Below are 12140 nucleotides of genomic sequence, written 5' to 3'. Positions count from 1 at the left end.
CGTAGCACAACAGAGGGTCGAGGGTTACATCCTGGTTGCTTCTTTCCCCCGCCGGGCGGTTCCGGCCCGTACCCTCGTACGCATGACCAGCGACGACGACATCGCGCCGACCGGCCGCACCCGCTCGATCGAGACCTGTGCCGCGCTCTCCCCGGACCGGACCGGGGCCGTCCTCGCCCTGCTCGACGAGGCCGCCCGCGTCGACGGGCGGCAGGCGGTGTCCGAGCAGGGGCGGCTGTACCTGCGCGGCGGCGAACGCCAGGGCGTCTCCCACCTGTTGCTCACCGCGGGCGGCGAACTCGTCGGCTACGCCCAGCTGGAGGACACCGACCCGGTGGAGCCGCCGGCCGCCGAGCTGGTCGTGCATCCCGCGCACCGGGGGCGGGGGCACGGGCGGGCGCTGGGCGCCGCGCTGCTCGCCGCGTCCGGCAAGCGGCTGCGGGTGTGGGCGCACGGCGGGCACTCCGCCGCCCGGCACCTCGCGCAGGTCCTCGGCCTCACCCTGTTTCGCGAACTGCGGCAGATGCGGCGGCCGTTGACCGGGTTCGTCCTGCCGGAGCCGGTCCTGCCCGAGGGCGTGACCGTCCGCGCCTTCGTGCCCGGGCAGGACGACGCGGCCTGGCTCGCCGTGAACGCCGCCGCCTTCGCCCACCACCCCGAGCAGGGCTCCCTGACCCAGCGGGACCTCGACGACCGCAAGGCCGAGCCGTGGTTCGACCCGGCGGGCTTCTTCCTCGCCTTCCGCGGCGGGGAGCTGATCGGCTTCCACTGGACGAAGGTGCACGCCGCCGAGCGGCTCGGCGAGGTGTACGTCCTCGGCATCCGCCCCGACGCGCAGGGCGGCGGCCTGGGCAAGGCCCTCACCACGATCGGCCTGCGGCACCTGGCGGACCGGGGACTGCCGACGGCGATGCTGTACGTCGACGCCGACAACAAGGCGGCCGTGTCCGTGTACGAGCGGATGGGCTTCACGACGTACGAGACCGACCTGATGTACCGCACCGAGACCTGACGGCCCCCTCCCGGGCCCGGCACCCCGGGCCCGGGGGCCCGCGCGCCGGGCGGACTCCGGCACGGCCGGGCGGCGCCCCGTCGCCGCCCCGGTCCTCCCGGACCGTCCCTGCCCGCTCCCGCCCGGCACCGGCCGGCACCGGCCGACGCACCGGCCCGGACGCGTCCGCGCCCCGGGCCGCGCCCCGCCGTGGACGCCCGCGATCCGCCCCCCGCTATCCCATACGTCATGTCTCCGTAACCGCCGATTCAGACAGGCTTGCGACGCTCGGCGAATGAAGCCCGCCGTGCCAGAGCCTTCGCCACCCTCCGGGGGGAGCGCGGGGAACAGGGACACGCGCCGTGCCGCGACGCGCCCGCCCTCTGCTTCCGACGCGCCCGTAACGCCCCGTGCGCGGAAGAATGGGTTCATGAGCCAGCAAGAGACCCAGGCGCCGGTCCAGCACGCACAGCCCTCCGTGGGTTCCATAGCCGCCCACCGCGCTCGCACCGTGGCCGGGTCGGTCTCCGACCTGGAACCCGACCTCGACGCCGACCTCGACACCTACGAGGAGTCGCACCCGGACGGCGCCCCGCTGCCGCAGGGCCGGTTCCTCGACCGGGAGCGCAGCTGGCTGGCGTTCAACGAGCGCGTCCTCGAACTCGCCGAGGACCCGAGCACGCCCCTGCTGGAGCGCGCGAACTTCCTCGCGATCTTCGCCAGCAACCTCGACGAGTTCTTCATGGTCCGGGTCGCCGGCCTGAAGCGGCGCATCGCCACCGGCGTGGCCACCCGCTCCGCCTCCGGGCTCCAGCCCCGCGAGGTCCTGGAGATGATCTGGGCCCGCTCCCGCGAGCTGATGGCCCGGCACGCCGCCTGCTTCCACGAGGACGTCGCCCCCGCCCTCGCGGAGGAGAACATCTGCCTCGTCCGCTGGAACGAGCTGGCCGAGAAGGAGCAGGCCCGGCTCTTCACCCTGTTCCGGCACCAGATCTTCCCGGTGCTGACCCCGCTGGCGGTCGACCCCGCGCACCCCTTCCCGTACATCTCCGGCCTGTCCCTGAACCTGGCCGTCATCGTGCGCAACCCGGTCAACGGCCACCGGCACTTCGCCCGCGTGAAGGTGCCGCCGCTGCTCTCCCGCTTCCTGGAGGCCTCCCCGGGCCGGTTCGTCCCGCTGGAGGACGTGATCGCCGCCCACCTGGAGGAGCTCTTCCCCGGCATGGAGGTCCTGGCGCACCACACCTTCCGGGTCACCCGCAACGAGGACCTGGAGGTCGAGGAGGACGACGCCGAGAACCTGCTCCAGGCTCTGGAGAAGGAGCTCATGCGGCGCCGCTTCGGCCCGCCGGTGCGCCTGGAGGTCGAGGAGTCCATCGACCGGGAGGTGCTGGACCTGCTGGTGCGCGAGCTGAAGATCAGCGAGGCCGAGGTGTACCCGCTGCCGGGCCCGCTCGACCTCACCGGCCTCTTCCGCATCCACAGCCTGGACCGGCCCGAGCTGAAGTACCCCAGGTTCGTCGCCGGCACCCACCGCGACCTCGCCGAGGTCGAGTCGGCCTCCCCGCCGGACATCTTCGCCGCGCTGCGGGAGCGGGACGTGCTGCTGCACCACCCGTACGACTCCTTCTCCACGTCGGTGCAGGCCTTCCTGGAGCAGGCGGCCGCCGACCCGGACGTGCTGGCCATCAAGCAGACCCTGTACCGGACCTCGGGCGACTCCCCGATAGTGGACGCCCTCATCGAGGCCGCCGAGTCCGGCAAGCAGGTCCTCGTCCTGGTCGAGATCAAGGCCCGGTTCGACGAGCACGCCAACATCAAGTGGGCGCGCAAGCTGGAGGAGGCCGGCTGCCACGTCGTCTACGGCCTGGTCGGCCTGAAGACCCACTGCAAGCTGTCGCTCGTCGTCCGCCAGGAGGGCGACACGCTGCGCCGCTACTGCCACGTCGGCACCGGCAACTACCACCCGAAGACGGCCCGCCTGTACGAGGACCTCGGCCTGCTCACCGCCGACCCGCAGGTCGGCGCGGACCTCTCCGACCTCTTCAACCGGCTCTCCGGCTACTCCCGCCGCGAGACCTACCGGCGCCTGCTGGTCGCCCCCAAGTCCCTGCGGGACGGCCTGATCGCGCGGATCGGCAAGGAGATCCAGCACCACCGTGCCGGACGCCCCGCCCACATCCGCATCAAGGTCAACTCGATCGTCGACGAGGCGGTCATCGACGCCCTGTACCGCGCGTCCCAGGCGGGCGTGCCGGTCGACGTGTGGGTGCGCGGCATCTGCGCGGTGCGCCCGGGCGTGGCGGGCCTGTCGGAGAACATCCGGGTCCGGTCCGTGCTCGGCCGTTTCCTGGAGCACTCCCGGATCTTCGCCTTCGGGGGCGGCGGCGAGCCGGAGGTGTGGATCGGCAGCGCCGACATGATGCACCGCAACCTCGACCGCCGGATAGAAGCTCTCGTCCGGGTCACCGACCCGGCCCACCGGGCCGCGCTCAACCGCCTGCTGGAGACCGGCATGTCCGACTCCACCGCCTCCTGGCACCTCGGGCCGGACGGCGAGTGGACCCGGCACGCGACCGACGCGGACGGCCATCCCCTGCGCAACGTCCAGGAAATGCTCATAGACGCCCGGAGGCGCCGGCGTGGCAACGCAGCACCTTGACCCGACGGACCCCACGGCCGGCCCCGTGCCCGCGGACGCCCTGGCGGGCTATCTGCGGGCGCAGGCCACGGAGTTCCTCCGCGCGCTGCGCCTGCACCGGGAGACCGGCGCGGGCGGCCCGGAGGAGTCCGTGGACGCGGCTCGCGCGCTCCGCCGCTCGGCCCGCCGCATCAGCGGCAGCCTGCACACCTTCCAGGCCCTGCTCGACGCCGACTGGGCGGAGGACATGCGCCCGGAACTGGCCTGGGTGTCGGGCACGCTGGCGCTGGAACACGCCTACGCGTCCCGGCTGGAGCGGCTGCTCCAGGCCCTGCACCGGCTGTCGGGGGCGCCGGTGTTCTCGGCGCGGCCGGCAACCGACGTGGCCGTGGCCGGCGGTTCCGCCGCGAGCGGCCGCTCCGCGGCACCGGGCGGCGCCGGCCCCGCCGCCCCCACCGCCACCGCGGAACGCGGCAACCTCACCGTGGGCGCGGCGAAGGCGGGCGCCCTGCTGGAACGGCAGCTGACCCTGGCCCGCACCCGGGCCCACTCCACCGCCCTGCAGGCCCTGGGCTCCTCCCGCTTCCACGCGGTCGCCGACAAGGTCGCCGTGCTGGCCAGCGAGGTCCCGCTGGCCGACGGCGCGGCCGGCGCCGATCTGCGCCCCCTCGCGGCGGCGGCCGAGGAGCGGCTGACGGACGCGATCGCCGCCCTGCCCCTGGTCACCGCCGGGCACCCGTACAACGCGGAGGCGCTGGTGCACGGCCTGTCCCCGGACCCGGTCCCGCATCCGCAGGACGCGCCCTGGCACCAGGTCCGCCTGCTGCTCCGCCTGCACCGCTACGCCCGCGAGGTCGTCCACGGCGCGCCCGATCCCGCGGACGTACGGCTGCTCACCGCCGGCGAGGCGCTCGACCGGCACCGCGACGCCTCGGAGGCGGCGGCCGCCGCGGCCCAGGCCGCCCGTACGCCGCGCATCGCCCCGGCGACGGCGTACGCGCTCGGCGTGCTCCACGCCGACCAGCGGCACGAGGTGGAGGCGGCCCGGTACGCGTTCCGGCACTGCTGGCAGAAGGAAGCCGTCGGCACGTCGTGACCCCATCCCCAGGAGGCGGTGAGCACCCGGTGAGCACCCCCGGCGACGGCACCGTCCAGGCGGCCGGCTGCGTCCTGTGGCGCCGCTCGCCCGTCGACGGCGGGCTGCAGATATGCCTCGTCCACCGGCCGAAACACGACGACTGGTCCCACCCCAAGGGCAAGGTGGAGCGGGGCGAGGAACCGCTGGCGGCGGCCCTGCGCGAGGTCGAGGAGGAGACGGGCTACACCGCCGCGCCGGGCCCCGCCCTGCCCACCCTGCGCTATGTCGCGAACGGCCGCCCCAAGCAGGTCCGCTACTGGGCGGCCGAGGCCGTCGCCGGCGCCTTCACCCCGACCGACGAGGTCGACCGCATCCTGTGGCTCTCCCCCGCCGCCGCCCGGCTGCGCCTCACTCAGTCGAGGGATCGCGCCCTGATCGACGCCCTGCTGGACACCCCGCACCTGCCATAGTCGCAGCAGTCGGAACAACACCGTGTCCTCGACGTGAGCCTTCCGTTACCTAACCACACCGTCCACAGGGGTTCACCCTCCGTTCACTTCCGGCCATAGGCGGCTTCACCTGTTCTGCCTAATTTCGGCCTCACCCGATGCGAATCGCGACTCGACGGATCTCGACCACGCGGCCGCATCGTCCAGTCTTCGCACGCCGCCACGTCTGGGACGGCGGCTCCTGGAAGGAACTCCCGAAAGTGAAGCTTCAGCGCATGAACCGGCGGGCCCTCGCCCTCGGCGCACTCGCCGTCTCCGGCGCCCTGGCCCTCTCGGCGTGCGGCTCGGACGACACCGGCGGCTCCAACGGTGACGAGACCTCCAACACCCAGGCCGCCGGCAACATCGAGTGCGGTGACGCCAAGGGCCAGCTCCAGGCCTCCGGCTCCTCCGCCCAGAAGAACGCGATCGACGCCTGGGTCAAGCAGTACACCGCCGCCTGCAAGAACGTGCAGATCAACTACCGCCCCGACGGCTCGGGCGCGGGCATCACCGCGTTCACCCAGGGCCAGACCGCGTTCGCCGGCTCGGACTCCGCGCTGAAGCCCGAAGAGGTCGAGGCGTCCAAGAAGATCTGCTCCGGCGGCCAGGGCATCGACCTGCCGATGGTCGGCGGCCCGATCGCGGTCGGTTTCAACGTCCCGGGCGTGGACACCCTGGTCCTCGACGCCGCCACGCTGGCCAAGATCTTCGACAGCAAGATCACCAACTGGAACGACAAGGCCATCGCGGCGCTCAACCCCGACGCCAAGCTGCCCGACCTGAAGATCCAGGCCTTCCACCGCTCCGACGAGTCCGGCACCACCGACAACTTCACCAAGTACCTCAAGGCCGCCGCGCCCAAGGACTGGAAGTACGAGCCGGGCAAGTCCTGGGAGGCCGAGGGCGGCCAGTCCGCGCAGGGCTCCTCCGGCCTGGCCCAGCAGGTGAAGCAGGTCTCGGGCGCGATCTCGTACTTCGAGCTCTCCTACGCCAAGGACGGCATCAAGACCGTCGACATCAAGACCGAGGCCGCCGAGCCGGTCAAGGCCACCATCGAGAACGCCACCGCGGCCATCGGCGCGGCCAAGGTCGTCGGCACCGGCAAGGACCTGGCGCTGGAGCTGGACTACACGCCGTCCGCCGACGGCGCCTACCCGATCGTCCTCGTCACCTACGAGATCGTCTGCGACAAGGGCAACAAGGCGGACACCCTGCCCGCCACCAAGTCCTTCCTGAACTACATCGCCTCGGAGGAGGGCCAGGGCCTGCTGGAGCAGGCCGGCTACGCCCCGATGCCCGACGAGATCATCACCAAGGTCCGCGAGACCATCTCGGGTCTGAGCTGACCCGAGCGTGCGGTCCGGCCCCTGCCCCGGGGCCGGGCCGCACCGTCCGGTGCACCGCCGCCAGGAGCCCCCGACCCGCGGGCGGCTCCGCCGGAGCCGCCCCGCACGGCGGCTCCGCAGACCGGAGATCCCGATGGACACCACCACACAGAACACCGCCGCTCCTCCCGCACCCCAGCCGTCCGAGGCCGAGCAGAAGCGCGCCGCCCGCGGCGCCACGCGACCCGGCGACCGGATCTTCCTCGGGCTCTCCCGCGGATCCGGCATCCTCGTACTCGTGATCATGGCCGCCATCGCGGTCTTCCTGACCTACCGCGCCGTCCTCGCGATCAGCAAGGACGAGGCGAACTTCCTCACCACCTTCGAGTGGAGCCCCAGCGGCGTCCCGCCGCAGTTCGGCATCGCGGTGCTGGTCTTCGGCACGATCGTGTCGTCGATCATCGCCATGGCCATCGCGGTCCCGATCGCGGTCGGCATCGCCCTGTTCCTCACGCACTACGCCCCGCGCCGCCTCAGCGGCCCCATCGCGTACGTGATCGACCTGCTGGCCGCCGTGCCGTCCATCGTCTACGGCCTGTGGGGCGCCCTGGTGCTGGTACCGCACCTGTACGGGCTCTACGGCTGGCTGGACGACTACCTCGGCTGGACGGGCATCCTCGCGTGGAACCGCGACGAGCCCCGCTCGCTGTTCACCGTCGGCATCCTGCTGGCGATCATGATCCTGCCGATCATCACCAACGTGAGCCGCGAGGTCTTCCGGCAGGTCCCGCGGATGCACGAGGAGGCGGCCCTGGCCCTCGGCGCCACGCGCTGGGAGGTCATCCGCATGGCCGTCCTGCCCTTCGGCCGCTCCGGCGTGATCTCCGCCTCGATGCTCGGCCTCGGCCGCGCGCTCGGCGAGACCATGGCCGTGGCCATGGTCCTCTCCCCGATCTTCGACATCAAAGCCAGCCTGCTCAACCCGGGCGGCGGCACCTTCGCCCAGAACATCGCCAGCAAGTTCAACGAGGCCACCCCCATGGGCCGGGACGCCCTCATCGCCTCCGGTCTGGTGCTCTTCGTCATCACCCTGCTGGTCAACGGCGCGGCCCGACTGATCATCGCCCGCCGCAAGGAGTACTCGGGGGCCAACGCATGAGCCACTCATCCCTCGCGGAGAAGTCCGCCAAGCCCGCGAGCAGCCTGCGCGGTGCGACCCTGCCCAAGTGGTTCCCCTGGGCGGTCGCCGCGGGCTCGATCGCCCTGGGCCTGGGCATCAGCTTCGTGGCCGGACTGGAGAGCGACATCCAGTGGGCCCTGATCGCCGCGGTGCTGTTCGTCCTCGGCTCGTACGGCATCTCCGCCCGGATCGAGGGCCGGCGCCAGGCCAAGGACCGGGTGGCGACCAGCATGGTCTGGGTCGCGTTCCTCCTCGCCGTCGTCCCGCTGCTCTCCCTCCTGTGGGAGACCGCCCGGCAGGGCGTGAAGGTCCTCGACGGCTACTTCCTCTCCCACTCGATGGGCGTCGTCCCGGACACCGAGCCCGGCGGCGGCATCTACCACGCCATCCTCGGCACCCTGGAGCAGGTCGGCCTCGCCACCCTGATCTCCGTGCCGATCGGCGTGCTGACGGCGATCTACCTGGTCGAGTACGGACGGGGCGGCCTCGCCCGCGCCGTCACCTTCTTCGTCGACGTCATGACGGGCATCCCGTCGATCGTGGCGGGCCTGTTCATCCTCAGCCTGTGGATCGTGATCCTGGACATGGGCTACTCCGGCTTCGCCGGTTCCCTCGCCCTGTCCATCCTGATGATCCCGGTGGTCGTCCGCTCCACCGAGGAGATGCTCAAGCTCGTGCCGAACGAGCTGCGCGAGGCGTCGCTGGCGCTGGGCGTGCCGAAGTGGCGGACCATCCTGAAGGTCGTCGTGCCGACGTCGATCGGCGGCATCACGACCGGTGTGATGCTGGCGATCGCCCGCATCACCGGCGAGACCGCCCCGGTGCTGCTGCTGGTGTGGGGCACGAACTTCATCAACGCGAACCCCTTCTCCGACCCGCAGGCCTCGCTGCCCATGTACATCTACCTCCAGTACACGAACAGCGGCGGTTACGGCGCGGCGTACGACCGCGCCTGGGCGGCGGCCCTGACGCTCATCGCGTTCATCATGATCCTCAACCTGGTGGCCCGCGGCATCGCCCGCTGGAAGGCCCCGAAGACCGGTCGCTGACGCGCGGCCACGGACAAGACCGTCAGCGACCCGAAAGAAGCAGTGATTCACATGGCCAAGCGCATCGATGTCAGCGGCCTCAACGCCTACTACGGCTCCTTCCTGGCCATCGAGGACATCTCGATGACCATCGAGCCCCGTTCCGTGACGGCCTTCATCGGCCCCTCCGGCTGCGGCAAGTCCACCTTCCTGCGCACGCTCAACCGCATGCACGAGGTGACGCCGGGCGGACGGGTCGAGGGCAAGGTCATGCTCGACGACGAGAACCTGTACGGGCCCGGGATCGACCCGGTGGCCGTGCGGCGTGAGGTCGGCATGGTCTTCCAGCGGCCGAACCCGTTCCCGACGATGTCGGTGTACGACAACGTCGCGGCGGGGCTGAGGCTGAACGGTTCCTACAAGAAGTCCGAGCTGGACGACATCGTCGAGAAGTCGCTGCGGGGCGCCAACCTCTGGAACGAGGTGAAGGACCGCCTGAACAAGCCGGGCTCCGGTCTGTCGGGCGGCCAGCAGCAGCGGCTGTGCATCGCGCGGGCGATCGCGGTCGAGCCGAACGTGCTGCTGATGGACGAGCCCTGCTCGGCGCTGGACCCGATCTCGACGCTGGCGATCGAGGACCTGATCGGTGAGCTGAAGGAGCGCTTCACGATCGTCATCGTGACGCACAACATGCAGCAGGCGGCGCGGGTGTCGGACCGTACGGCGTTCTTCAACCTGGCGGCGGTCGGGCAGCCCGGCAAGCTGATCGAGATCGACGACACGGAGCGGATCTTCTCCAACCCGTCGGTGCAGGCGACGGAGGACTACATCTCCGGCCGCTTCGGCTAGGCCGGCGCCGGTCTGCTCGAAAGACCCCTCGCGGTGCTGCATGGCGGTGCCACCGCGAGGCCGAGAAGGGCCCGCCCTCCGGCTCCCGGAGGGCGGGCCCGTCGGCGTTCCGGCCGGGACGCCCGCCCGCACCGGCCCGTACGGGGTGCGGGGGCGGAGGCGGACGGCGCCCCCGACGCCCTGTACGAGGCGCGGGGCGTGTGGAGCGCGACCCGTGCGCGTGGCGCTCGGCCGCGCCGTCGAGCCGGTGCCGCCGAGCCGCGGGCAGGGGCGGCGCCGGGCCGCGCGTCCCGTCCCGGAGCGCGGCCCCCGGCGCCGCTACAGGAACGCCAGATGCACCAGGCCGAAGGCGCACGCGGCCACCGCCGCCGCCGCCGGCATCGTGATGAACCAGCCGAGGACGATGTTCTTGGCGACGCCCCAGCGCACGGCGTTCACCCGCTTCGTCGCACCCACGCCCATGATCGCCGAGGTGATGACGTGGGTGGTGGAGATCGGCGCCTTGAACAGGAACGCCGTGGTGAACATGATCGACGCGCCCGTGGTCTCGGCGGCGAAGCCCTGGGGCGGGTCCAGCTCGATGATCTTGCGGCCCAGGGTGCGCATGATGCGCCAGCCGCCCGCGTACGTGCCGAGGGACAGCATCACCGCGCAGGCGATCTTCACCCAGACCGGAATCGGGTCGCCGTACTCCTCGACATCGGCGATGACCAGCGCCATCACCACGATGCCCATCGTCTTCTGGGCGTCCTGGAGGCCGTGGCCGAGGGCCATTCCGGCGGCGGAGACGGTCTGTGCGATGCGGAAGCCGCGCTTGGCCTTGTGCGGGTTGGTCCGGCGGAAGATCCACATGATCACCGTCATCACCAGGTAGCCGGCCAGCAGGCCCACCACCGGCGACACGAACATCGGGATGACGATCTTCTCCAGGACGCCGTGCCAGTACACCGTCGTACCGCCGGCCAGCGCCGCCCCCACCATGCCGCCGAACAGCGCGTGCGAGGAGGAGGAGGGCAGGCCGAAGTACCAGGTGACGAGGTTCCAGACGATCGCGCCGACCAGGGCCGCGAAGAGGATGCCCATCCCCGTCGAGCCCTCGGGCGTCTGGATCAGGCCCTCGCTGACGGTCTTGGCGACGCCGGAGCCCAGGAAGGCGCCGGCGAGGTTCATCACCGCGGCCATCGCCAGCGCCGCCCTCGGCGTGAGGGCGCGCGTGGAGACGGACGTGGCGATCGCGTTGGCGGAGTCGTGGAAGCCGTTGGTGTAGGTGAAGAAGAGCGCGACCAGGATGGTCACGACCAGAGCGAAGGTGTCCATGGACGGGCCTCAGGACTCCTTGACCGCGATGGTCTCCACCGTGTTCGCCACGTGCTCGAAGGCGTCGGCCGCTTCTTCCAGTACGTCCACGATCTGCTTGAGCTTGAGGACCTCGATGGCGTCGTACTTGCCGTTGAAGAGGTGCGCGAGCAGCTTGCGGTGGATCTGGTCGGCCTGGTTCTCCAGCCGGTTGACCTCGATCCAGTACTCGGTGAGGTTGTCCATCGTCCGCAGATGGGGCATCGCTTCGGCCGTCAGTTCGGCCGCGCGCGCCAGCACTTCGATCTGTTGTTCGACGCCCTTGGGCAGTTCCTCGATGTTGTAGAGGACGACCAGGTCGACGGCCTCCTCCATGAAGTCCATGATGTCGTCGAGGGACGAGGCGAGGGAGTAGATGTCCTCGCGGTCGAACGGCGTGATGAACGAGGAGTTCAACTGGTGGAAGATCGCGTGCGTGGCGTCGTCACCCGCGTGTTCCGCTGCCCGCATACGCTCTGCGATCTCGGCCCGGGCGGAGGCGTCCGCCCCGAGCAGTTCCATGAGGAGTTTCGAGCCGGTGACGATGTTGTCCGCGGATGCGGCGAACATGTCGTAGAAGCTCGTCTCCCTGGGGGTCAGACGAAAGCGCACGTGGGGTCCTCGGGATGCATCGGTTTCGGTCAGGCTGATGCTAGGCGCATCATCCGGCCACGGCTAATGGGCCGCCCTCCAGTGTCGCCCATCGAACACAGTGATGAGCAGGGGGGCGGCCGAGGACCCGGACCGGCCGCTGCGCACGGCATCGGCCAAGGGGCATATACCCAGCAGAATTCGTTACCATATACCCACCAGGGGTATATGTCGGCTGTCTGCTCACACAGGAGGACGCGATGACGACCACAGAGGCCGGCGCCGGGGCGCCCTCCACGGCCGTGGAGAGCGACGGGACGGACGTGGTGACCGACCACGACCGGGGCGTGCACGGCTACCACAAGCAGAAGGACGAGCACCTCAAGCGGCTGCGGCGGATCGAGGGCCAGATCCGCGGGCTGCAGCGGATGGTCGACGAGGACGTCTACTGCATCGACATACTCACCCAGGTGTCCGCCTCCACCAAAGCCCTGCAGTCCTTCGCGCTGCAGCTCCTGGAGGAGCACCTGCGCCACTGCGTCGCCGACGCGGCCCTGAAGGGCGGGGCCGAGATCGACGCGAAGGTGGAGGAGGCCACGAAGGCCATCGGGCGCCTGCTGCGGACCTGAGG

General features: G+C 71.1%; 11 protein-coding genes. 9 read left to right on the top strand and 2 right to left on the bottom strand.

The annotated features are described in order from the left end of the window. Window positions 1-82 precede the first annotated feature (82 nt). The 8 genes from mshD to pstB all read left to right on the top strand — a co-directional run bounded on the left by mshD (window position 83) and on the right by pstB (window position 9583). A complete protein-coding gene (gene mshD / locus ABD363_RS09175) occupies window positions 83-1012 on the top strand; it encodes a mycothiol synthase (RefSeq protein ID WP_344601522.1) in 930 nt (309 codons plus the stop codon). Window positions 1013-1286: 274 nt separating this feature from the next. Beyond that, the gene (locus ABD363_RS09170; protein ID WP_425577957.1) at window positions 1287-3653 is read left to right on the top strand and encodes an RNA degradosome polyphosphate kinase; all 2367 of its coding nucleotides are present in this window, start codon (window positions 1287-1289) and stop codon (window positions 3651-3653) included. Then, complete coding sequence (locus ABD363_RS09165) at window positions 3634-4728, top strand: CHAD domain-containing protein (RefSeq protein ID WP_344601519.1); 1095 nt, start codon at window positions 3634-3636, stop codon at window positions 4726-4728. Before ABD363_RS09170 ends, ABD363_RS09165 begins: the two co-directional genes overlap by 20 nt. Beyond that, on the top strand, window positions 4725-5180 hold the full coding sequence (locus tag ABD363_RS09160; RefSeq protein ID WP_344601517.1) for an NUDIX hydrolase: 456 nt from the start codon (window positions 4725-4727) through the stop codon (window positions 5178-5180). The genes ABD363_RS09165 and ABD363_RS09160 overlap by 4 nt, the downstream gene beginning before the upstream one ends. Before the next feature lie 239 nt (window positions 5181-5419). Beyond that, entirely contained in the window at window positions 5420-6547 is a 1128-nt protein-coding gene (gene pstS, locus ABD363_RS09155) for a phosphate ABC transporter substrate-binding protein PstS (RefSeq protein WP_344601515.1), read from the top strand. Between the two features lie 133 nt (window positions 6548-6680). After that, complete coding sequence (pstC, locus tag ABD363_RS09150; RefSeq protein ID WP_344601513.1) at window positions 6681-7685, top strand: phosphate ABC transporter permease subunit PstC; 1005 nt, start codon at window positions 6681-6683, stop codon at window positions 7683-7685. Beyond that, a complete protein-coding gene (gene pstA, locus ABD363_RS09145) occupies window positions 7682-8755 on the top strand; it encodes a phosphate ABC transporter permease PstA (protein ID WP_344601511.1) in 1074 nt (357 codons plus the stop codon). The genes pstC and pstA overlap by 4 nt, the downstream gene beginning before the upstream one ends. A 51-nt stretch (window positions 8756-8806) precedes the next feature. Further along, complete coding sequence (gene pstB, locus ABD363_RS09140) at window positions 8807-9583, top strand: phosphate ABC transporter ATP-binding protein PstB (protein WP_344601509.1); 777 nt, start codon at window positions 8807-8809, stop codon at window positions 9581-9583. Window positions 9584-9901: 318 nt separating this feature from the next. On the opposite strand, the gene ABD363_RS09135 is transcribed toward pstB, so the two are convergent. Both ABD363_RS09135 and ABD363_RS09130 read right to left on the bottom strand, forming a co-directional pair. After that, on the bottom strand, window positions 9902-10900 hold the full coding sequence (locus ABD363_RS09135; RefSeq protein ID WP_344601507.1) for an inorganic phosphate transporter: 999 nt from the start codon (window positions 10898-10900) through the stop codon (window positions 9902-9904). Between the two features lie 9 nt (window positions 10901-10909). Beyond that, window positions 10910-11530 carry a DUF47 domain-containing protein gene (locus ABD363_RS09130; RefSeq protein ID WP_029382179.1) on the bottom strand — a complete coding sequence of 207 codons (621 nt, stop codon included), beginning with the start codon at window positions 11528-11530 and terminating at the stop codon, window positions 10910-10912. Window positions 11531-11769: 239 nt separating this feature from the next. Between ABD363_RS09130 and ABD363_RS09125 the strand changes: the two genes are divergently transcribed. Continuing rightward, window positions 11770-12138: a metal-sensitive transcriptional regulator gene (locus ABD363_RS09125; RefSeq protein WP_344601503.1), complete on the top strand. Its 369-nt coding sequence runs from the start codon at window positions 11770-11772 to the stop codon at window positions 12136-12138. The last annotated feature ends 2 nt before the right edge of the window (window positions 12139-12140 follow it).

The sequence above is a fragment of the Streptomyces glaucus genome (genome assembly GCF_039533365.1).
Taxonomy (GTDB): domain Bacteria; phylum Actinomycetota; class Actinomycetes; order Streptomycetales; family Streptomycetaceae; genus Streptomyces; species Streptomyces glaucus.
Note: the sequence above shows the minus strand (reverse complement) of the source record. Positions and strands in the feature narration are given on the sequence as shown.

Coding starts and splice junctions, on each gene's coding strand:
- mshD (WP_344601522.1), top strand. CDS start 83: ATGACCAGCGACGACGACATCGCGCCGACCGGCCGCACCCGCTCGATC.
- ABD363_RS09170 (WP_425577957.1), top strand. CDS start 1,287: ATGAAGCCCGCCGTGCCAGAGCCTTCGCCACCCTCCGGGGGGAGCGCG.
- pstC (WP_344601513.1), top strand. CDS start 6,681: ATGGACACCACCACACAGAACACCGCCGCTCCTCCCGCACCCCAGCCG.
- pstA (WP_344601511.1), top strand. CDS start 7,682: ATGAGCCACTCATCCCTCGCGGAGAAGTCCGCCAAGCCCGCGAGCAGC.
- pstB (WP_344601509.1), top strand. CDS start 8,807: ATGGCCAAGCGCATCGATGTCAGCGGCCTCAACGCCTACTACGGCTCC.
- ABD363_RS09135 (WP_344601507.1), bottom strand. CDS start 10,900: ATGGACACCTTCGCTCTGGTCGTGACCATCCTGGTCGCGCTCTTCTTC.
- ABD363_RS09125 (WP_344601503.1), top strand. CDS start 11,770: ATGACGACCACAGAGGCCGGCGCCGGGGCGCCCTCCACGGCCGTGGAG.